Here is a 19,842-nt window from a genome sequence, read left to right as displayed (position 1 = left end):
GCCCCACCCCGCCACCGGAAGGCCATCCCAACAAGTCTCCCCTCCCGCAGGCGGGAGGGGTTGGGGGTGGGCATAAGCACCAAGGTCCCAGAAGAGGCCAGGGCTGGGCACCCAAAACCCGCCCACGACAAAAGCGCCAACATCACCGACCCATCCCCCGCGCCAGACCCACACCCCCGCTCCACCGCGAAGGCGGGGGCCTCAATCGGTTCAAGCCCACGTAACGAAGCGCCCAGACCTCCTCGCCATAATCGTCCTGATCCGCACCTTCCTGAGCTTCGCGCCAGAGGCCGAAATCAAGGGCTGCTGGCCTTGGCAGAGACGGGACAGGAGGTATGAAACGCCCGAAGCTCCGCCGCCGGTGCGGTGGGGATGTGGCACGGCCTAGATCGGCGATGGATTGGTTCAACGCCGGGGGCAATCAGCGATCTGTGGCAGTTGGCATTCATTCTGGGCGGACGATGGCGATCCGTGTCCCGGGTGTCGCTTGCGTTGTCACGACGGTTGCCCCCAGGTTCTTTGCCAGTGCGTCAACGATGCCTGTCCCGAGGCCCGGTGCGATGGGCTCTTCGCTGTTCGCAATGCCTACGCCGTCATCAGACACCGTCAAGGTAAAGGCCGCACCCTCCGCGTGATAATCCACCGCGATTGCACCGCTCTTGGCGTGATTGGGAAATGCGTGCTTGAGGGAATTGATGACCAGTTCGGTAACGATGAGGCCCAGGCTGGTCGCGACGTTGGCCGTCGCAAAACTGTCGTCGGTCGTCGACTTCAGCGTAATCCTGTCCTCCTCATCGATCATTGATGCTCCGATGCTCTCGCACAGACCTGCAAAGTATTCACGCAGATGGACCTGGTCCTCGCTTGAGACCGCAAGTTGCTTCTGCAGGGTTGCAATCGACAAGACCCTGTTATGTGCGTTTCGAAGGTGCAGGCGCGTTTCTTCCGACTGAACGCGCCGGGCACTTTGCATCAGGACGCTGGCGATGATCTGCAAGCTGTTGGCAACCCGATGCTGCAATTCAATCAGCAGCACCTGCTTCTCCTTGATCAGGTCGTCCTTGATCTTCTCGGCAAGGAGAGCGGAGGTCACATCGCTTATCGTCAGCACTATCAGAGCGACATCCTCGTCGTAGTCAAGGAGGTGAGCGTTGAGGACAAGGCGTGCCATCGCATGATCCGACCGCACGAGGTCCATCTCGTAAGCATCTACGCTTGCGCTTCCATGCAGAGTCGATCGCAGCAACGAGCGGAGTTGCGGCAATCCCCATTCGCCTTCGCCCAGCTTGTCCAGATCGCAACCAGCCAGATTGTCAGGTTGATAGCCGAAAGCGTTACAAAACGAATTGCTCGCCCCTACGATTTGCAGGTTCGAATTGATCAGGAGGACAGGGGCTCGCGAGGAGTGAATAAGCGCGAGCGCGAGACTCTCAGCCGCAGCGGGCGATGAAGATGAGACTTTCGACATAAGAGGCGCCTTTTTGGGCCGCCGGAGTCGCCGGAGCGCGACCCAATGCAGGTGAGATCAAGCTTGTCGCAAGGGCGCGGGAACCTGACCTGTTGCCACCCTACCATCTCGCGCTCAGAACGCAGCATCAATTCGGCCTATTCCTATGGGCAAGAAACCATCACTGATGGGCCGTCATTGCATTTGCGTCAGAACTCCCCATCTTGAACTGATCGGCATGGCATCCTTTTCGTAAGCGCCGCCGACCGAGAGACAATTGAGCTCCCGCTTACGATGGGAGCATCGACATGACTCTTTACCGCTCTGGCGCAATCCGTTCTGCCGGACGAAAGACCGGCAACGTAAAGGGCGCCGTTGGCGCAGTTCTCGCCCTTTCGCTCCTGTCCTTAGGGGCCTGCGCCTCAGATATGCGACCCAGGAACTCGGGGGAGCGGTTGTCCGATCGCGGCGCAGCTATCGAAGGATACGGCACAGCTTGGTCCAACGCGCAGAACAGCGTGCGCAAGGGCGAGGAATCGGTCAGGAAAAGCGACCAAAGTCTCGCCAAAGGCGAGAGGGATCTGGCGCGCGCCCGTGCAAAGGTTGTCAAGGCCGAGCAGCAGATCAGCGATGCATATGCCGACAAGGCTGCTGCGGAGGCGCGCATCGTGGATGGCAGAGGAAAAATGTCTCGCGCCGAAGAGGATTACGCAGCGACCCGAGCCGGACCACCGGCAATCGTCCCGCAATAGTTTCCCAAACTCCTCCGAGCCGGAGCTGATGATCACCAAACCCGGCGTCGGCTAGTGGCTGATTGTCAGTGATGTCGGGTGATCAGTGCCACGAGATCCATTGCGCTTTGCGCATACCGCGCCTGCAGCATCGGCATCACTATGGTCTTATCAGGTGCCGGGCCGTGCGCGGCCTGGTTAAATCTAGGTGGCTCCTTGCAAAAAGGCCGGAGCCAGCGGCCTACCTGCTGGGGGGCAGAGACTTTATTCGATGGTCGGCCAGGCAAGAACGATCCCTTCAGAAATCCCCCCGACCGACCATCGAACTTTTCTTCTCGAAGACTGTTCTTGCTGACTTAAGTTGGCACCCGAAGACCGTCATTACCCGGGAAGGAGGAGTCCAAGGACACTTTGGGCCGAGTTTCAGCTAGTGGGAGATATGGCTCCTCGCTGCGTAACCGGCCGATCCTGCTTGATCCAGCCACCGGCGGCTTTGTCGCACTCCGCTGCCGCGAACGCCCACCCCTTGACCCCACCCCCAAACCCGCCTAAGGGCGCGTCCTTCCACAGGTGTGGCCCCTTTTAATCGATGGGCTGTGCCCGTGGCTTGAGCTGAACATTGCCGGTGCGTCTGGGTAACCCCGGGTAATCCGTCAAAGTAACCCGGTGACGAAAGTTGCGGGTGGAGCGTTTCGGTTCGTGATTGCGTTTGGGGGAGGGGCCTTGCGGCCACCTTCCCGGTCTGCGCATTTGCGGTGCCCGCATCCTTCACCTTCTGCCGAAGCGCCAGAACTACAGGTGAAGTTTTCACATGCCCACAATCAATCAGCTGGTCCGCAAGGGCCGCGAACCGCAGAAGGCCAAGTCCAAGGTCCCTGCGATGGAGCAGAACCCGCAGAAGCGCGGCGTCTGCACCCGCGTCTACACGACCACCCCGAAGAAGCCGAACTCGGCTCTCCGCAAGGTCGCCAAGATCCGCCTGACCAACAGCCGCGAAGTCATCTCGTACATCCCGGGTGAAGGCCACAACCTGCAGGAGCACTCGGTCGTGCTCATCCGCGGCGGCCGCGTTCGCGACCTTCCCGGCGTTCGCTACCACGTCCTGCGCGGCGTGCTCGACACGCAGGGCGTCAAGGACCGCAAGCAGTCCCGCTCGAAGTACGGCGCCAAGCGTCCGAAGTAAGCCAATTGGTCAGGTCCGGTTCCGGCCCGTTTCCCCGCCCGGCTACCCTGCGAAGGTAGCATCTGGGTGGCCGGGAGGGGGAGCGGGCCGGAGCCGCAAGGTGGACCCGGATGGGGCCACCGCACTCCGAAGGAGTACAGAGTATGTCACGTCGTCGTCGTCCGGAAAAGCGGGTCATCCTGCCCGACCCGAAGTTCGGTGATCAGGTTCTGTCGAAGTTCATGAACAACCTCATGCTCGATGGTAAGAAGTCGGTTGCCGAAAGCATCGTCTACGGTGCGCTCGAAACCATGCAGACCCGTGCGAAGGCGGACCCGGTCCAGCTCTTCCACGATGCGCTGAACAACGTCCGTCCGCAGATCGAAGTGCGCTCGCGCCGCGTCGGTGGTGCGACCTACCAGGTCCCGGTCGAGGTTCGCCCCGAGCGTGCCCAGGCGCTCGCCATCCGCTGGCTGATCACCGCGGCGCGCAACCGCAGCGAAACCACGATGGCCGCGCGCCTCTCGGCCGAGCTGCTTGATGCTGCCAACAACCGTGGCAACGCCGTCAAGAAGCGTGAAGACACCCACCGCATGGCCGACGCCAACCGCGCGTTCAGCCACTACCGCTGGTAAGGTCCGTCTTTAAACGGTCACGAACGTAACCATATGGGCGGAGCCTCTCCGGCTCCCCCATAGACCCAAGGAATAGCACCATGGCACGCAGCCATCCGCTCGAGCGCTATCGCAATTTCGGCATCATGGCGCACATCGACGCCGGCAAGACGACGACGACCGAGCGCATCCTCTACTACACCGGCAAGTCCTACAAGATCGGCGAAGTCCATGACGGCGCCGCTACCATGGACTGGATGGAGCAGGAGCAGGAGCGCGGCATCACGATCACGTCGGCCGCCACCACCTGCTTCTGGCAGGACCACCGCCTGAACATCATCGACACCCCCGGCCACGTCGACTTCACCATCGAAGTCGAACGCTCGCTGCGCGTGCTCGACGGTGCCGTGGCCGCCTTCGACGGCGTCGCCGGCGTGGAACCCCAGTCGGAAACCGTCTGGCGCCAGGCCGACAAGTACAACGTCCCCCGCATGTGCTTCATCAACAAGCTCGACCGCACCGGCGCGAACTTCAAGTACTGCGTCCAGACGATCATCGACCGCCTTGGTGCTACGCCGGCGGTGTTGTACCTGCCCATCGGCGCGGAAAGCGATTTCAAGGGCCTCGTCGATCTTGTCGAACAGCGCGCGATCATCTGGAAGGATGAATCGCTCGGTGCCGAGTTCTTCTACGAGGAAATCCCGGCCGACATGGCCGATGAAGCCGCGCTGTATCGTTCGCAGCTTGTCGAACTCGCCGTCGAGCAGGACGACGAGGCGATGGAAGCGTACCTCGAGGGCAACGAGCCCGACGTGGCTACGCTCAAGAAGCTGATCCGCAAGGGTACGCTCGGCCAGGCCTTCGTGCCGGTGCTGTGCGGCTCGGCGTTCAAGAACAAGGGCGTCCAGTGCCTGCTCGACGCGGTGGTGGACTACCTGCCTTCGCCGCTCGACATCGAGGACGTGCAGGGCATCAACCCCGACACCGAAGAGCCCGACAGCCGTCCGACCGCGGACGACGCGCCGTTCTCGGCGCTGGCGTTCAAGATCATGAACGACCCGTTCGTCGGCTCCCTGACCTTCACCCGCATCTATTCGGGCACGCTGACCAAGGGCAGCTACCTGAACTCGGTGAAGGACAAGAAGGAGAAGGTCGGCCGCATGCTGCTGATGCACTCCAACAACCGTGAAGACATCGATGCGGCCTACGCCGGCGACATCGTTGCCATCGCGGGCCTGAAGGAGACGACCACGGGCGATACGCTCTGCTCGGAAAAGCACCCGATCATCCTCGAGCGCATGGAATTCCCCGAGCCGGTCATCGAGCTCTCGGTGGAACCCAAGACCAAGGCCGACCAGGAGAAGATGGGCATCGCGCTCAACCGTCTCTCGGCCGAGGACCCCTCGTTCCGCGTTTCGACCGATCACGAATCGGGCCAGACGATCATCAAGGGGATGGGCGAACTTCACCTCGAAATCCTTGTCGACCGCATGAAGCGCGAGTTCAAGGTCGAGGCGAACGTCGGTGCGCCGCAGGTGGCCTATCGCGAATACCTCGCCAAGCCGGTCGATCTTGACCACACCCACAAGAAGCAGTCGGGCGGCACCGGCCAGTTCGGTCGCGTCAAGGTCAAGGTGACGCCGGGCGAGCGTGGTTCGGGCTTCGTCTTCAAGGACGAGATCAAGGGCGGTAACATTCCCAAGGAATATATCCCCGCGATCGAAAAGGGCTTCCGCGAAACCGCGCTGACGGGCTCGCTGATCGGCTTCCCGATCATCGACTTCGAAGTCCTGCTTTATGACGGCGCGTACCACGACGTCGACTCGTCGGCCCTGGCCTTCGAAATCTGCGCCCGCGGTGCCATGCGCGAAGCCGCCCAGAAGGCCGGCATCAAGCTGCTCGAGCCGATCATGAAGGTCGAGGTGATCACGCCTGAGGAATACCTCGGTGACGTGATCGGCGACATCAACTCGCGTCGTGGCCAGATCCAGGGCACCGACAGCCGCGGCAACGCCCAGGCTGTTACCGCCATGGTCCCGCTGGCGAACATGTTCGGCTACGTGAACCAGCTGCGCTCGTTCACCCAGGGCCGTGCAAACTACTCGATGTTCTTCGACCACTACGACGAGGTCCCGGCGAACGTCGCGACCGAGCTCAAGGCGAAGCTTGCATAAGAGCACGGATAGCATTAGGGGCGGCGCTCGATTCAGCGGGTGCCGTCCATTTCCCGCAGTATCTGCACACATACGAAAAGAAGGTTTGAACAATGGCCAAGGCTAAGTTTGAGCGGACCAAGCCGCACTGCAATATCGGCACCATCGGTCACGTCGACCACGGCAAGACCACGCTGACCGCTGCCATCACCAAGGTTCTCGCTGAGACCGGTGGCGCAACGTTCACCGACTACGCGAACATCGACAAGGCTCCGGAAGAGCGCGAGCGCGGCATCACCATCTCGACCGCACACGTCGAGTACGAGACCGCCAACCGTCACTACGCGCACGTCGACTGCCCGGGTCACGCCGACTACGTCAAGAACATGATCACCGGTGCCGCCCAGATGGACGGCGCGATCCTGGTCGTGAACGCTGCTGACGGCCCGATGCCGCAGACCCGCGAGCACATCCTGCTCGCCCGTCAGGTCGGCGTGCCGGCTCTGGTCGTGTACATGAACAAGGTCGACCAGGTCGACGACGAGGAAATCCTCGAGCTCGTCGAACTCGAAGTTCGCGAACTGCTGTCGTCGTACGACTTCCCAGGCGACGATATTCCGATCGTCAAGGGTTCGGCTCTGGCCGCTCTCGAAGGCCGCGACGACAACATCGGTCGCGACTCGATCAACGCGCTGATGGAAGCTGTCGACAGCTACATCCCGCAGCCGCCGCGTCCGACCGACAAGCCGTTCCTGATGCCGGTCGAAGACGTGTTCTCGATCTCGGGTCGTGGTACGGTTGTGACCGGCCGCGTCGAAACCGGCATCGTCAAGGTTGGTGAGGAAGTCGAGATCGTCGGCCTCAAGGACACCACCAAGACCACCGTCACCGGCGTCGAAATGTTCCGCAAGCTGCTCGACCAGGGTGAAGCCGGCGACAACATCGGTGCACTGGTTCGCGGCGTGAAGCGTGAAGACGTCGAGCGCGGCCAGGTCCTCTGCAAGCCCGGTTCGGTCAAGCCGCACACCGAGTTCTCGGCCGAGGTCTACGTGCTGTCGAAGGACGAAGGTGGCCGTCACACGCCGTTCTTCGCCAACTACCGCCCGCAGTTCTACTTCCGCACCACCGACGTGACCGGCGAAGTGATCCTCCCCGAGGGCACCGAGATGGTCATGCCTGGCGACAACGTCACGCTGTCGGTCAAGCTGATCGCTCCGATCGCCATGGACGAAGGTCTCCGCTTCGCAATTCGCGAAGGCGGCCGCACCGTCGGTTCGGGGGTTGTCAGCAAGATCACGAAGTAATATAGGCCGCGCACCGGCGGGGAGATTCGCTCTTCCCGCCGGTCGGTTTCTTACTGACTGATCGCTATTGGACAGTCGGCCCGCTCTCCCCGAGCTTCGTAAAAGGGGTGGGGTAGAGGGCAGGTCGACTGGCTTTTTTGTTTTGCTCTTTCGCATCGGTAAACGGACATGGACGCCCAGAATATCCGCATTCGCCTCAAGGCCTTTGATCATCGTGTGCTCGACCAGGCCACTGGAGAAATTGCAGATACCGCCCGCCGCACCGGCGCGCTGATCCGGGGCCCCATTCCGCTCCCGACGCGCATCGAGAAGTTCACCGTGAACCGCGGTCCTCACATCGACAAGAAGTCGCGTGAGCAGTTCGAAGTTCGCACCTACAAGCGCCTGCTCGACATCGTGCAGCCCAATGCGGCCACTGTCGACGCGCTGATGAAGCTGGACCTCGCGGCCGGCGTCAACGTCGAGATCAAGCTGGCCTGAGGCCGCTGATCGAGCGAGCTGCCACGGCAGTGTCCGCTCCGGCCGGGTCGTCCGCATCGACCCAAGGTTTCTGGCCGGACACGTTCCGGCCCAGACTTTCGCCAGGGCTGAGGTCCGGTGAAAGGCCAGAGTTTCCGGGGTAACAAAAGCCTCGTTGACAATGGGATACCTCCGGCACCGTCCTTTTCGGACCTTGCCGGGCAAGCGTCCCCCGATTGCTCCCGTTCAGGCGGGGGCATTCAGCCCGGTCGGGGGCGCGCTTCACATACGGGCTGAACACGCATGTCGGGATGGGCCCGGCATGCCTCTGTTATGGAGTATGGATCATGCGCACCGGCGTGATCGCGAAGAAGGTGGGGATGACCCGCCTTTTCCAGGAAGATGGTCGGCACGTGCCGGTCACTGTCCTGTCGCTTGAAAATTGCCAGGTGGTTTCGGTTCGCACTGAAGACCGTGACGGTTACGTCGCGGTTCAGCTCGGTGCAGGCGAAGCCAAGCAGAAGAACGTGGCCAAGCCGCAGCGCGAACACTTTGCCAAGGCAGAGGTTCCGCTGAAGATGGAAGTCGCCGAGTTCCGCGTCGCTGAAGATGCGCTGCTCGATGTCGGCTCGACCATCGCCGCTTCGCACTTCGTCCCTGGCCAGTATGTCGACATCACCGGCAACACCCAGGGCAAGGGCTTCCAGGGCGCGATGAAGCGTTGGGGCTTCGGCGGTATGCGCGCCACCCACGGTGTCTCGATCTCGCACCGTGCACACGGTTCGACCGGTAATCGCCAAGACCCGGGCCGCGTCTTCAAGAACAAGAAGATGGCCGGTCACATGGGCGACCGTCAGCGCACCCAGCAGAACCTCGAAGTCGTCCGCACCGACGACGAGCGCGGCCTGATCTTCGTGAAGGGCTCGGTGCCCGGTTCGAAGAACGCCTGGCTCCTCGTGCGTGACGCCGTGAAGGTCTCGCGCCACGCTGAAGCGCCCTATCCCGCAGGCCTCAAGCAGGCCGCAAACAGCAATGACTCGGCAGCTGCCGACACTCCCGCAGAAGTTGCGGCTGTCGAAGCCACCGAAGGTCAGGAGGGCTAAGTCGTGAAGGTTCAGGTCCTCAATCTCGACGGCACCGCCGGCAAGGGCGAAGTGGAACTGTCGGACGACGTGTTCGGTCTCGAACCGCGCGCCGACATCCTGCACCGCGTCGTCACCTGGCAGCTCGAAAACCGTCGCGGCATTGCCCGCAAGGCGCGCGAGCGTTCGGACGTTGCCCGCACCGGCAAGAAGTTCGGTCGCCAGAAGGGCGGCGGTACGGCTCGTCACGGTGACCGCAAGGCTCCGATCTTCATCGGCGGTGGCAAGGCTCACGGTCCGCGCGTTCGCGAGTTCAACATCTCGCTGAACAAGAAGGTCCGTGCGCTCGGTCTCAAGATGGCTCTCTCGTCGAAGGCCAAGGCTGGTCTGGTCGTGGTCGACTCGCTCGACATCGACGCCAAGACCAAGGCTCTCGTCGGCCAGCTGTCGAAGGCCAACTGGGGCAAGAAGGTTCTCGTGATCGACGGTGACGCCGTGAACGACAACTTCGCCAAGGCCGCCCGCAACATCGTCGGCGTGAACGTGCTGCCTGCCATCGGCGCCAACGTCTACGACATCCTGAAGCATGACACGCTGGTGCTGACGCGCTCTGCTGTCGAAAAGCTGGAGGCGCGTTTCAATGGCTAACGCAATCGACACGCGTCACTATGACGTGATCGTGGCTCCCCACATCACGGAAAAGGCGACGCTGCTCAGCGAAAACAACGCCGTGGTCTTCAAGGTTGCCGAAAAGGCGACCAAGCCGGAGATCAAGGCAGCGGTCGAAGCCCTGTTCAACGTCAAGGTCACCAAGGTGAACACCCTGACGCAGAAGGGCAAGACCAAGCGCTGGAAGGGCAAGCCCTACAAGCGCTCCGACGTCAAGAAGGCTGTCGTGACCCTGGCTGCTGGCCAGTCGATCGACGTCACCAGCGGGATCTGAGGCTAGACCATGGCACTCAAGAGCTACAATCCGACCAGCCCCGCCCGGCGCGGCCTGATCCTTGTCGACAAGTCGTCGCTGTGGAAGGGCAAGCCGGTCAAGGCGTTGACCGAAGGCAAGTCGAAGACCGGCGGCCGCAACAACAAGGGCCATGTCACCTCGCGTGGCATCGCCGGTGGTCACAAGCAGAAGTACCGCTACATCGACTTCAAGCGTCGCAAGTGGGACATGCCGGCTACCGTCGAGCGTCTGGAATATGACCCGAACCGCACGGCGTTCATCGCTCTCATCAAGTATGAGGACGGCGAGCAGACCTACATCATCGCTCCGCAGCGTCTCGCCGTTGGCGATACCGTTGTCGCCGGAGAGAAGACCGACGTGAAGCCTGGCAATGCCATGCTGCTGTCGCAGATGCCGGTCGGCACCATCATCCACAACGTGGAGATGAAGCCTGGCAAGGGCGCGCAGATCGCACGTTCGGCAGGCACCTATGTCCAGCTCGTCGGTCGTGACCGCGGCATGGTCATCGTTCGCCTGAACTCGGGCGAGCAGCGCTACCTGCGTGGTGACTGCATGGGCACCGTCGGTGCCGTGTCGAACCCCGACAACGCCAACACGAACCTTGCCAAGGCCGGCCGCAATCGCTGGCTGGGCAAGCGTCCGCTGACCCGCGGCGTTGCCAAGAACCCGGTCGACCACCCGCACGGTGGTGGTGAAGGCCGTACTTCGGGTGGCCGTCATCCTGTGACTCCGTGGGGCAAGCCGACCAAGGGCGCCCGCACCCGTCACAACAAGTCGACGGACAAGATGATCATCCGTTCGCGCCACGCGAAGAAGAAGAGGTAAGACCACATGGCACGTTCCGTCTGGAAGGGCCCCTTCGTCGACCTGCATCTGCTGAAGAAGGCGGAAGCCGCTCACGATGCAGGATCGCGCGCTGGCGCCATCAAGACCTGGTCGCGTCGTTCGACCATCATTCCGCAGTTCGTTGGCCTGACGTTCAACGTCTACAACGGGCACAAGTTCATCCCGGTTTCCGTCTCGGAAGAGATGGTCGGCCACAAGCTCGGCGAGTTCGCACCCACGCGCACTTTCCCGGGTCACGCCGCTGACAAGAAGGGCAAGCGCTGATGAGCAAGCCTAAGGCACCCCGTCGCGTTGGCGACAAGGAAGCGCTGTCGGTCGGCACGCAGATCCGTGGTTCGGCCCAGAAGCTGAACCTCGTTGCTGCGCTGATCCGCGGTCACAAGGCCGAAGACGCGATGAACATCCTCGCGTTCTCGAAGAAGGCCATGGCTGTTGACGCCCGCAAGGTTCTCGCTTCGGCGATCGCCAATGCGGAAAACAACCACAACCTCGACGTCGACGCTCTGGTCGTGGCGGAAGCCTCGGTCGGCAAGTCGATCACGATGAAGCGCTTCCACACCCGTGGTCGCGGCAAGTCGACCCGCATCCTCAAGCCGTTCTCGCGGCTGCGGATCGTGGTCCGCGAAGTTGAGGAGGCCTGATCATGGGTCATAAATCGAACCCCATCGGTCTGCGCCTGCAGATCAACCGCACCTGGGACAGCCGCTGGTACGCGGAAGGTCGCAACTATGCGCAGATGCTCAAGGAAGACCTTGAGATCCGCAAGTTCATCGTCACGAACCTGCCGCAGGCAGCGATTTCGAAGGTGGTGATCGAGCGTCCTGCCAAGCTGTGCCGCGTATCGATCTATGCCGCCCGTCCGGGCGTCATCATCGGCAAGAAGGGCGCCGACATCGAGAAGCTTCGCTCGAAGCTTGCCACGATGACCGGCAGCGACGTGAAGCTGAACATCGTCGAGATCCGCAAGCCGGAAATCGACAGCAAGCTCGTCGCCCAAGGCGTTGCCGACCAGCTGGTCCGCCGCGTTGCCTTCCGTCGTGCGATGAAGCGCGCCGTGCAGTCCGCCCTGCGTCTTGGTGCCGAAGGCATCAAGATCACCTGCGGCGGTCGTCTCGGCGGTGCGGAAATCGCCCGCGTCGAATGGTACCGCGAAGGTCGCGTTCCGCTGCACACGCTGCGCGCGAACATCGACTACGCGGAAGCCGAAGCCCACACCGCCTATGGCGTGATCGGCATCAAGACCTGGATCTTCAAGGGTGAGATCCTCGGTCATGATCCGATGGCGCAGGACCGACTGATGATGGAAGCCCAGACTTCCGGCGTCCGTCCGGCACGCTGAGCCTAGAGGGTAGAGAAGCACCATGTTGCAACCGAAGAAGACCAAGTTCCGTAAGGCCTTCAAGGGCCGCATCCACGGCGTTGCCAAGGGTGGTACGGACCTGAACTTCGGCTCCTACGGCCTCAAGGCCCTTGAGCCGGAGCGCGTCACCGCTCGCCAGATCGAAGCGGCCCGTCGTGCGATCACGCGCCACATCCGCCGTCAGGGCCGTCTGTGGATCCGCGTGTTCCCGGACGTGCCGGTCTCGAAGAAGCCCGCCGAAGTCCGCCAGGGCAAGGGCAAGGGCTCGATCGAATACTGGGCAGCCCGCGTGAAGCCGGGTCGCATCCTGTTCGAACTGGACGGCGTCCCCGGCCCGCTCGCGGCCGAGGCATTCAGCCGCGCCGCGATGAAGCTGCCGATCAAGACGAAGGTCGTTGCCCGCCTGGGTGACACTTCGCACCTCGGTGGCGAGTGATTGGGAGTCGAATGATGGCCAAGATCGAAGACCTTCGCGCCAAGAGCGACGACCAGCTGAACGCTGAACTCGCCGAGCTCAAGCGCGAGCAGTTCAACCTGCGTTTCCAGGGCGCGACGAACCAGCTTGAGCGCCCCGCGCGCATCAAGGAAGTCCGTCGCGACATCGCGCGCATCAAGACGCTGCAGACTGAGCGTTCTCAGTCGGCCCAGGCGTAAGGAAGCCAATATGCCCAAGCGTATTCTGATCGGCACCGTGGTGTCCGACAAGACCGACAAGACCGTGGTCGTGAAGGTCGAGCGCAAGGTGAAGCACCCGCTCTACGGGAAGATCATCCGTCGCTCGAAGAAGTATCACGCCCACGACGAGGCGAATGCCTTCAAGACCGGCGAGACCGTGCGCATCGAAGAGACCGCGCCGATCTCGAAGCTGAAGACGTGGAAGGTCATCGACCGCGTCCAGGCCGGCAAGGGCACCGCCATCGAAGCGGACGTCTGATAAGGTCGTCAGCCAAAGTTTGGGGTTGCTTCGCGGCTCAAGTCGTGTAGCGGCCCCGGCTACTGTTTTGGAACTGCCGGACTGGTTCCGGCAAGCCAGTGAGAAGGAACCGGATCAATGATCCAGATGCAATCCAATCTCGACGTGGCGGACAACAGCGGCGCAAAGCGCGTCCAGTGCATCAAGGTGCTGGGTGGCTCGAAGCGTCGGTTCGCAAGCGTCGGCGACATCATCGTGGTGTCGGTCAAGGAAGCGCAGCCGCGCGCCCGCGTTAAGAAGGGCGACGTGCACCGCGCCGTCATCGTTCGCACGAAGAAGGACGTCCGTCGCACCGACGGTTCGGTCATCCGCTTCGACAGCAATGCCGCCGTTCTGGTCGGCAAGAACGAAGAGCCGATCGGCACGCGTATCTTCGGCCCCGTGGTTCGCGAACTCCGCGGCAAGGGCTTCATGAAGATCATCTCGCTCGCTCCGGAGGTGCTGTAATGGCTGCCGCGAAGATCAGGAAGGGCGACACCGTCGTCGTCCGTTCGGGCAAGGACAAGGGCCGCACCGGCACCGTTCTCCAGGTCCTTCCGAAGGATGAGAAGGTCGTCGTGCAGGGCGTGAACATCGCTGCCCGTCACCGCAAGCCGAGCCAGCAGAACCCCCAGGGCGGCATCGACCGCTTCGAGGCTCCGCTGCACATCTCCAAGGTTTCGGTCGCCGACAAGGATGGCAAGCCCACCCGCGTCCGCTTCGAGACCAAGGACGGCAAGAAGGTCCGTGTGGCCGTCAAGTCCGGGGAGGCCATCGATGGCTGACAAGTACACTCCGCGTCTGAAGGGCAAGTACGACGCCGAAATCGCAGCTGCGATGCAGGCCAAGTTCGGCTACAAGAACGCGCTCGAGATCCCGCGCATCGAAAAGATCACGCTCAACATGGGTGTGGGCGAAGCGAGCCAGGACAAGAAGAAGGTCACGACCGCAGCTGCCGAAATGGAGCTGATCGCCGGTCAGAAGCCTGTCATCACCAAGGCGAAGAAGTCGATCGCGCAGTTCAAGCTGCGTGAAGGCATGCCGATCGGTTGCAAGGTCACCCTGCGCCGCGAACGTATGTACGAATTCCTCGACCGCCTCATCACCATCGCAATGCCCCGCATCCGCGACTTCCGTGGTCTGAACCCGAAGTCGTTCGATGGTCGCGGCAACTACGCGATGGGTCTGAAAGAGCAGATCATCTTCCCCGAGATCAGCTACGACCAGATCGAGAAGGTGCGTGGCATGGACATCATCGTCACCACGACCGCGAAGACCGACGAGGAAGCCCGCGAGCTGCTTCGCCTGTTCGGTTTCCCGTTCCCGCAGGAAGCTGCTGAAGAGCAGCAGGCCGCGTGATCCAGAATTGAAGAAGAGAGCTTAAGTCCATGGCGAAACTGAGTTCCATCAACAAGAACGAGAAGCGCAAGAAGCTCGTTCAGAAGTACGCGGCCAAGTACGCTGCGCTCAAGGCCCAGGCCGACGATGAATCGCTCGACGAAACCGAGCGCCTGATCGCCCGCCTGAAGATGGCCGAGCTGCCGCGCAACGCGAACCCGACCCGGGTGCGCAACCGCTGTGCAACCACCGGCCGCCCGCGTGGCTACTATCGCAAGTTCGGCCTTTGCCGCATCGAGCTGCGGGACAAGGGCAACAAGGGCCTTATCCCCGGCCTGACGAAGTCGAGCTGGTAAGGATCATCCGATGGCTATGACCGACCCCCTGGGTGATATGCTCACCCGCATCCGCAACGGCCAGCAGGCGAAGAAGGACTCGGTCCTTTCGCCCGCTTCGAAGCTGCGTGCGCACGTGCTCGAAGTCCTTCAGCGTGAAGGCTACATCCGCGGTTTCTCGGAGGACGCCACTGGCGCCCATCCGCAGCTGCGCATCGAGCTCAAGTATTTCGAAGGCCAGCCTGCGATCAAGCATGTTGCCCGTGTCTCCAAGCCTGGCCGCCGCGTCTACTCGGGTTCCAAGGAACTTCCGGTGATCCGCAACGGTCTTGGCATCACCATCGTCTCGACGCCGAAGGGCGTGCTTTCGGATGCCGAAGCACGCGCTGCCAACGTCGGTGGCGAAGTGCTGGCGGAGGTGTTCTGATGAGCCGCATCGGCAAGAAGCCGGTGGCGATCCCGAGTGGCGTCACCGCGAACATCGCGGACGGCGTGCTGACCGTGAAGGGCCCCAAGGGCACCCTGACGCTCACGCTGCGCGACGAGATCAGCTACACCGTCGATGGCGACACGATCCTCGTGAAGCCTGCGAACGACACCAAGGGCGCTCGCGCGTTCTGGGGCATGCAGCGCACCCTCGTCGACAACCTCGTCACTGGCGTGACGCAGGGCTACACCAAGGTCCTCGAGATCACCGGTGTCGGCTACCGCGCCAACGCCCAGGGCAAGAACCTGAAGCTGCAGCTTGGCTACAGCCACGACGTCGACTTCGCGGTGCCGGAAGGCATCGAGATCAAGACCCCTGACAACACCACGGTGGAAATCTCGGGCATCGACAAGCAGAAGGTCGGCCAGGTTGCCGCCGAGATCCGTCGCTGGCGCAAGCCCGAGCCTTACAAGGGCAAGGGCATCAAGTACCGCGGCGAGTTTATCTTCCGCAAGGAAGGGAAGAAGAAGTAATGGCAAAGCTGTCTCTCTTCGAACGCCGCCGCCGTCGCGTCCGCACTGCGCTCAAGGCGCGCTCGGGTGGCCGTCCTCGCCTGTCGGTGCATCGCTCCGGCCGTCACATCTACGCCCAGATCATCGACGATGCGGAAGGCAAGACCCTTGCTGCCGCTTCGACGCTGGTGAAGGGCCAGAAGTCGATCGGCGCGAATGTCGATGCCGCCGCCAAGGTTGGCACCGAGATCGCCGAGAAGGCCAAGGCCGCCGGTATCACCACTGTCGTGTTCGATCGCGGCGGGTTCCTGTTCCATGGCCGCGTCAAGGCGCTGGCCGATGCCGCCCGTGAAGGCGGGCTGGAGTTCTGACAATGGCTGACGAAACCAACCTGGAAGGCGCAGCCGCGGTCGAATCGACCGGCGGTGAGCAGCGCGAAGGTCGCGGTCGTGGCCGCGGCCGTGGCGGCAATGACCGTGGTGGCGAGCGTGGTGGCCGTGGCCGTCGCGACGACCGTCGCGGTCGTGGCAACAACGACGAGGAAGGCGGCGAGGAGCTGATCGAAAAGCTCGTCCACATCAACCGCGTTTCCAAGACCGTGAAGGGCGGCAAGCGCTTCGGCTTTGCAGCACTCGTCGTGGTCGGCGATGGCAAGGGCCGCGTCGGCTTCGGCAAGGGCAAGGCTCGCGAAGTGCCCGAGGCGATCACCAAGGCTACTGCCGCTGCAAAGCGTGCAATGGTCCGCGTGCCGCTCAAGGAAGGCCGCACCCTGCACCACGACGGCAAGGGTCGTTTCGGCGCTGGCAAGGTCAACGTGCGTTCGGCTCCGGCCGGTACCGGGATCATCGCCGGTGGCCCGATGCGCGCCGTGTTCGAAAGCCTTGGCGTTGCTGACGTGGTGACCAAGTCGGTCGGCACCTCGAACCCCTACAACATGATCCGCGCAACCTTCGACGCGCTGACCGACCAGACTTCGCCGAAGTCGGTTGCACAGCGTCGTGGCAAGAAGGTCGCCGATCTCCTCGGCCGTGGTGGCGCTTCGCAGGTCGAAGCCGAAGCCGCTGCCGAAGCCATCACGGAGTAATCGGTCATGGCAACGATCAAGATCAAGCAGATCGGTTCGCCGATTCGTCGCCCGGAAAGCCAGAAGAAGATTCTGATCGGCCTGGGCCTGGGCAAGATGCACCGCGTGGTCGAGTTGGAAGACACGGCCGAAGTGCGTGGCGCCATTGCCAAGCTTCCCCACATGGTGGCCGTGGTCGACTGACCATCGCTCCCCGATGGGAAAAAGGACGCCCCGGCCCCGTGCCGGGGTTTTCCTTTGGGGCTCGGCGGCGCGGTGCCTCCAGTCCCGTGAGGGGGTGACAAGTCTGGCCTGATCGGCTAGGCGGCGCCCTTTCCAAAGCGCGTCTCAAAGCGAAAGCGAGTGCAGAACATGAAACTGAACGAACTCAACGACAACTACGGCGCCCGCAAGGGCCGCATGCGCGTCGGCCGTGGTATCGGCTCGGGCAAGGGCAAGACTGCCGGTCGCGGCCAGAAGGGTGCGAAGGCACGTTCGGGCGTCAGCATCAACGGCTTCGAAGGCGGTCAGATGCCGCTTCACATGCGCATCCCGAAGCGCGGCTTCAACAACATCTTCGCCAAGGACTACGCCGAAGTGAACCTCGGCATGATCCAGAAGATGATCGATGCCGGCAAGCTCGACGTCTCGGGCACCGTTGACCACGCCGCTCTCAAGGCTGCTGGCCTTGCTCGCGGTGGCAAGGATGGCGTCCGTCTCCTCGGCAAGGGCGAACTGACCACCAAGGTCGCGTTCTCGGTCGCTGGTGCCTCGAAGGGCGCCGTGGCTGCTGTCGAGAAGGCTGGCGGTTCGGTCTCGGTCATCGAAACCGGCCCGAGCGAAGCCGAGAAGAAGGCCGCTCGCGCTGCGGCCAACAAGGCCAAGTAAGCCAGTTCCGATCCCCGCTCGCCAGTCGGGCGGGGATTTCGGCTTGCAGGGGTTCGACTTTCGTCACCCCGCACTATATGGGCTAGCTCAAGACGTCCGAAACGCACGCGGCCAGCAGGCCCGGTTTCGCAGCAAGGCTTAGAACCCCGAAATGGCATCACGCGCCGACAACATCGCCAGCAACCTCAGTCTGGCCAACTTCTCCAAGGCAACCGAGCTCAAGAAGCGCATCTGGTTCACGGTGGGCGCGCTCATCGTCTTCAGGTTCCTCAGCTTCGTTCCGCTGCCCGGCGTAAATCCGCTGATCCTGGAGACGCTTTACGACCAGACCCGCGGCGGCGTTCTCGACATCTTCAACGCTTTTTCGGGCGGTTCGCTCGAGCGCATGAGCCTGATCGCGCTCGGCGTGATGCCCTACATCACCGCGTCGATCGTGGTGCAGCTTGCCGCCTCGCTCCATCCGGCGCTCGCCGCGATGAAGAAGGAAGGTGAAAGCGGGCGCAAGAAGCTCAACCAGTACACCCGCTATGGCGCGGTGTTGCTGACCGCCATCCAGGGCTGGGTGCTCGCCTCCGGGCTGGAAGCATACGGCGCGTCGAGCGGGCTGCAGGCTGTCGTGAACCCGGGCATGCTGTTCCGGGTCGGTGCCGTCATCTCGCTGATCGGTGGGACGATGTTCCTGCTGTGGCTTGGCGAGCAGATCACCTCGCGCGGAATCGGCAACGGTGTTTCTCTGATCATCATGGCCGGTATCGTCGCGCAGTTGCCCAAGTTCTTCGGCAATCTGTTCGAAGGCGGGCGTACCGGCTCGATCTCGCCGTTCCTTATCGTCGGCATCGTGATCATGCTGATCGCGCTGGTGCTCGGCATCTGCTTCTTCGAGCGCGCGACCCGGCGCCTGCTGATCCAGTACCCCAAACGCGCCACGCAGCGCGGCATGATGAACGCCGACCGCAGCCACCTGCCGCTGAAGCTCAACACTGCTGGCGTCATTCCGCCGATCTTTGCCAGCTCGCTGCTGCTGCTGCCTCTGACGATCACGCAGTTTGCCGGCAACTCGATCTCGCCCGACACCACGATGGGCCAGGCGATCGTGACGCTGAACCAGTACCTCGGCCACGGCAAGCCGCTCTACATGCTGTTTTATGCGCTGGGGATCATCTTCTTCGCGTTCTTCTACACGGCCGTGGTCTTCAATCCCGAGGAGACAGCCGAGAACCTCAAGAAGAACGGCGGGTTCATTCCTGGTATCCGTCCTGGCAAGAACACCCAGAACTACTTGGACTATGTGCTAACTCGCATCACCGTGCTGGGTGCGGCATATATCACCGTGGTCTGCGTCGTGCCGGAATTCATCATGGCGGAGACGGGCATGGGAACGCTGTTCTTCGGCGGCACCAGCCTGCTGATCGTGGTCAACGTCACGGTCGACACCATCACGCAGATCCAGTCGCACCTGCTGGCCCACCAGTATGGCGATCTGATCAAGAAGGCGAAACTGAAGGGCAGGCTGCGCTGACAGCAGCAGCCGCATGAGGGGGACGGTACCTTGAACATCATCCTTTTGGGGCCTCCGGGCGCGGGCAAGGGCACCCAGGCCCAGCGTCTGGTCGAACGCCACGGCATGAAGCAGCTCTCCACGGGCGATATGCTGCGCGCGGCCGTGAAGGCGCAGACGCCGGTCGGTCTCAAGGCCAAGGCTGTGATGGAAGCGGGCGAGCTGGTCTCTGACGAGATCGTATCAGCGCTGATCGGTGACGAGCTCGATGCCATGCCCGAGGGGCAGGGCGCGATCTTCGACGGTTACCCTCGCACGGCGCCCCAGGCCGAATCGCTGGGTGAACTGCTTGCTTCGCGCGGCAAGAAGCTGGACCACGTGATCGAACTCGACGTCAACGAGGATGCACTGGTCGAGCGCATCACCGGCCGTTACACCTGCGCAACTTGCGGCAAGGGCTATCACGACACCTTTGAGAAGCCTGCAGTCTCAGGCACCTGCGACAAGTGCGGAGGGCATGAATTCAAGCGCCGCCCTGACGACAACGAGGAAACCGTGCGCACGCGCATGGCCGAGTATCGGGCCAAGACCGCGCCGATCCTGCCGATCTATGAAGCGCAGGGTATCGTCGCCCGCGTTGACGGCATGGCGGACATGGACGACGTGACGGCAGCCATTGAGGCTATCCTCGGCAAGCGCTAACACCC

At 62.5% G+C, this 19,842-nt stretch carries 29 protein-coding genes; 28 read left to right on the top strand and 1 reads right to left on the bottom strand.

Translation table 11 applies throughout. The features are described 5' to 3' along the window. Nucleotides 1-445: 445 nt before the first annotated feature. Nucleotides 446-1,468 (bottom strand): sensor histidine kinase, encoded by a 1,023-nt coding sequence (locus tag NJ75_RS11070; protein WP_039334383.1) that lies wholly within the window; start codon nt 1,466-1,468, stop codon nt 446-448. Between the two features lie 287 nt (nt 1,469-1,755). Here NJ75_RS11070 and NJ75_RS11065 point away from each other — a divergent pair, with 287 nt between their 5' ends. From NJ75_RS11065 to NJ75_RS10930, 28 genes are all read left to right on the top strand, one after another. Continuing rightward, entirely contained in the window at nt 1,756-2,199 is a 444-nt protein-coding gene (locus tag NJ75_RS11065; protein ID WP_156135767.1) for a hypothetical protein, read from the top strand. 790 nt (nt 2,200-2,989) lie between these two features. Next, the gene (rpsL, locus tag NJ75_RS11060; protein ID WP_011444902.1) at nt 2,990-3,361 is read left to right on the top strand and encodes a 30S ribosomal protein S12; all 372 of its coding nucleotides are present in this window, start codon (nt 2,990-2,992) and stop codon (nt 3,359-3,361) included. Between the two features lie 143 nt (nt 3,362-3,504). Continuing rightward, nucleotides 3,505-3,975 carry a 30S ribosomal protein S7 gene (gene rpsG / locus NJ75_RS11055; protein WP_039334380.1) on the top strand — a complete coding sequence of 157 codons (471 nt, stop codon included), beginning with the start codon at nt 3,505-3,507 and terminating at the stop codon, nt 3,973-3,975. A gap of 80 nt (nt 3,976-4,055) precedes the next feature. Continuing rightward, nucleotides 4,056-6,128 (top strand): elongation factor G, encoded by a 2,073-nt coding sequence (fusA, locus tag NJ75_RS11050; protein ID WP_039334378.1) that lies wholly within the window; start codon nt 4,056-4,058, stop codon nt 6,126-6,128. Between the two features lie 92 nt (nt 6,129-6,220). Further along, the gene (gene tuf / locus NJ75_RS11045) at nt 6,221-7,411 is read left to right on the top strand and encodes an elongation factor Tu (protein ID WP_039334376.1); all 1,191 of its coding nucleotides are present in this window, start codon (nt 6,221-6,223) and stop codon (nt 7,409-7,411) included. A gap of 168 nt (nt 7,412-7,579) precedes the next feature. Beyond that, nucleotides 7,580-7,891: a 30S ribosomal protein S10 gene (rpsJ, locus tag NJ75_RS11040; protein WP_039334374.1), complete on the top strand. Its 312-nt coding sequence runs from the start codon at nt 7,580-7,582 to the stop codon at nt 7,889-7,891. Between the two features lie 326 nt (nt 7,892-8,217). After that, nucleotides 8,218-8,973: a 50S ribosomal protein L3 gene (rplC, locus tag NJ75_RS11035; RefSeq protein ID WP_039334372.1), complete on the top strand. Its 756-nt coding sequence runs from the start codon at nt 8,218-8,220 to the stop codon at nt 8,971-8,973. Nucleotides 8,974-8,976: 3 nt separating this feature from the next. Continuing rightward, the gene (gene rplD / locus NJ75_RS11030) at nt 8,977-9,600 is read left to right on the top strand and encodes a 50S ribosomal protein L4 (protein WP_039334370.1); all 624 of its coding nucleotides are present in this window, start codon (nt 8,977-8,979) and stop codon (nt 9,598-9,600) included. Continuing rightward, nucleotides 9,593-9,895: a 50S ribosomal protein L23 gene (locus tag NJ75_RS11025; RefSeq protein WP_039334368.1), complete on the top strand. Its 303-nt coding sequence runs from the start codon at nt 9,593-9,595 to the stop codon at nt 9,893-9,895. The genes rplD and NJ75_RS11025 overlap by 8 nt, the downstream gene beginning before the upstream one ends. A gap of 9 nt (nt 9,896-9,904) precedes the next feature. Then, nucleotides 9,905-10,741, top strand: a complete 837-nt coding sequence (gene rplB, locus NJ75_RS11020) for a 50S ribosomal protein L2 (RefSeq protein ID WP_039334367.1) — start codon at nt 9,905-9,907, stop codon at nt 10,739-10,741. Between the two features lie 6 nt (nt 10,742-10,747). Beyond that, a complete protein-coding gene (gene rpsS, locus NJ75_RS11015; protein WP_039334365.1) occupies nt 10,748-11,026 on the top strand; it encodes a 30S ribosomal protein S19 in 279 nt (92 codons plus the stop codon). Further along, complete coding sequence (gene rplV / locus NJ75_RS11010; RefSeq protein ID WP_039334363.1) at nt 11,026-11,403, top strand: 50S ribosomal protein L22; 378 nt, start codon at nt 11,026-11,028, stop codon at nt 11,401-11,403. Before rpsS ends, rplV begins: the two co-directional genes overlap by 1 nt. Before the next feature lie 2 nt (nt 11,404-11,405). Further along, a complete protein-coding gene (gene rpsC / locus NJ75_RS11005) occupies nt 11,406-12,101 on the top strand; it encodes a 30S ribosomal protein S3 (protein ID WP_039334362.1) in 696 nt (231 codons plus the stop codon). Between the two features lie 22 nt (nt 12,102-12,123). Continuing rightward, nucleotides 12,124-12,558, top strand: a complete 435-nt coding sequence (gene rplP, locus NJ75_RS11000; RefSeq protein ID WP_039334360.1) for a 50S ribosomal protein L16 — start codon at nt 12,124-12,126, stop codon at nt 12,556-12,558. An 11-nt stretch (nt 12,559-12,569) separates the two neighbouring features. Next, nucleotides 12,570-12,776, top strand: a complete 207-nt coding sequence (rpmC, locus tag NJ75_RS10995; RefSeq protein WP_039334358.1) for a 50S ribosomal protein L29 — start codon at nt 12,570-12,572, stop codon at nt 12,774-12,776. Nucleotides 12,777-12,786: 10 nt separating this feature from the next. Then, complete coding sequence (gene rpsQ / locus NJ75_RS10990; protein WP_039334356.1) at nt 12,787-13,056, top strand: 30S ribosomal protein S17; 270 nt, start codon at nt 12,787-12,789, stop codon at nt 13,054-13,056. Between the two features lie 117 nt (nt 13,057-13,173). Then, nucleotides 13,174-13,542: a 50S ribosomal protein L14 gene (gene rplN, locus NJ75_RS10985; RefSeq protein WP_039334354.1), complete on the top strand. Its 369-nt coding sequence runs from the start codon at nt 13,174-13,176 to the stop codon at nt 13,540-13,542. After that, entirely contained in the window at nt 13,542-13,859 is a 318-nt protein-coding gene (gene rplX / locus NJ75_RS10980; protein ID WP_039334352.1) for a 50S ribosomal protein L24, read from the top strand. The genes rplN and rplX overlap by 1 nt, the downstream gene beginning before the upstream one ends. Then, nucleotides 13,852-14,433: a 50S ribosomal protein L5 gene (gene rplE, locus NJ75_RS10975; protein ID WP_039334350.1), complete on the top strand. Its 582-nt coding sequence runs from the start codon at nt 13,852-13,854 to the stop codon at nt 14,431-14,433. Before rplX ends, rplE begins: the two co-directional genes overlap by 8 nt. A gap of 29 nt (nt 14,434-14,462) precedes the next feature. Beyond that, on the top strand, nt 14,463-14,768 hold the full coding sequence (rpsN, locus tag NJ75_RS10970) for a 30S ribosomal protein S14 (protein ID WP_039334348.1): 306 nt from the start codon (nt 14,463-14,465) through the stop codon (nt 14,766-14,768). Between the two features lie 10 nt (nt 14,769-14,778). Next, nucleotides 14,779-15,174, top strand: a complete 396-nt coding sequence (rpsH, locus tag NJ75_RS10965) for a 30S ribosomal protein S8 (protein WP_039334346.1) — start codon at nt 14,779-14,781, stop codon at nt 15,172-15,174. After that, nucleotides 15,174-15,707: a 50S ribosomal protein L6 gene (rplF, locus tag NJ75_RS10960; RefSeq protein ID WP_039334344.1), complete on the top strand. Its 534-nt coding sequence runs from the start codon at nt 15,174-15,176 to the stop codon at nt 15,705-15,707. The genes rpsH and rplF overlap by 1 nt, the downstream gene beginning before the upstream one ends. Then, nucleotides 15,707-16,057: a 50S ribosomal protein L18 gene (gene rplR / locus NJ75_RS10955; RefSeq protein ID WP_039334342.1), complete on the top strand. Its 351-nt coding sequence runs from the start codon at nt 15,707-15,709 to the stop codon at nt 16,055-16,057. The genes rplF and rplR overlap by 1 nt, the downstream gene beginning before the upstream one ends. 2 nt (nt 16,058-16,059) lie before the next feature. Continuing rightward, a complete protein-coding gene (rpsE, locus tag NJ75_RS10950; RefSeq protein WP_039334340.1) occupies nt 16,060-16,770 on the top strand; it encodes a 30S ribosomal protein S5 in 711 nt (236 codons plus the stop codon). Nucleotides 16,771-16,776: 6 nt separating this feature from the next. Further along, nucleotides 16,777-16,953 carry a 50S ribosomal protein L30 gene (gene rpmD / locus NJ75_RS10945; RefSeq protein WP_039334338.1) on the top strand — a complete coding sequence of 59 codons (177 nt, stop codon included), beginning with the start codon at nt 16,777-16,779 and terminating at the stop codon, nt 16,951-16,953. Between the two features lie 168 nt (nt 16,954-17,121). After that, nucleotides 17,122-17,637 carry a 50S ribosomal protein L15 gene (gene rplO, locus NJ75_RS10940; RefSeq protein ID WP_039334443.1) on the top strand — a complete coding sequence of 172 codons (516 nt, stop codon included), beginning with the start codon at nt 17,122-17,124 and terminating at the stop codon, nt 17,635-17,637. Nucleotides 17,638-17,788: 151 nt separating this feature from the next. Continuing rightward, nucleotides 17,789-19,156, top strand: coding sequence for a preprotein translocase subunit SecY (gene secY, locus NJ75_RS10935; protein WP_039334335.1), 1,368 nt, complete (start codon nt 17,789-17,791; stop codon nt 19,154-19,156). 30 nt (nt 19,157-19,186) lie between these two features. Continuing rightward, complete coding sequence (locus NJ75_RS10930) at nt 19,187-19,837, top strand: adenylate kinase (RefSeq protein WP_039334332.1); 651 nt, start codon at nt 19,187-19,189, stop codon at nt 19,835-19,837. Nucleotides 19,838-19,842 lie beyond the last annotated feature (5 nt).

The organism is Novosphingobium subterraneum (genome assembly GCF_000807925.1).
GTDB classification, from domain to species: Bacteria; Pseudomonadota; Alphaproteobacteria; order Sphingomonadales; family Sphingomonadaceae; genus Novosphingobium; species Novosphingobium subterraneum.
The sequence above is the reverse complement of the archived record's forward strand: the minus strand, read 5'-3'. Positions and strand labels throughout refer to the sequence as shown.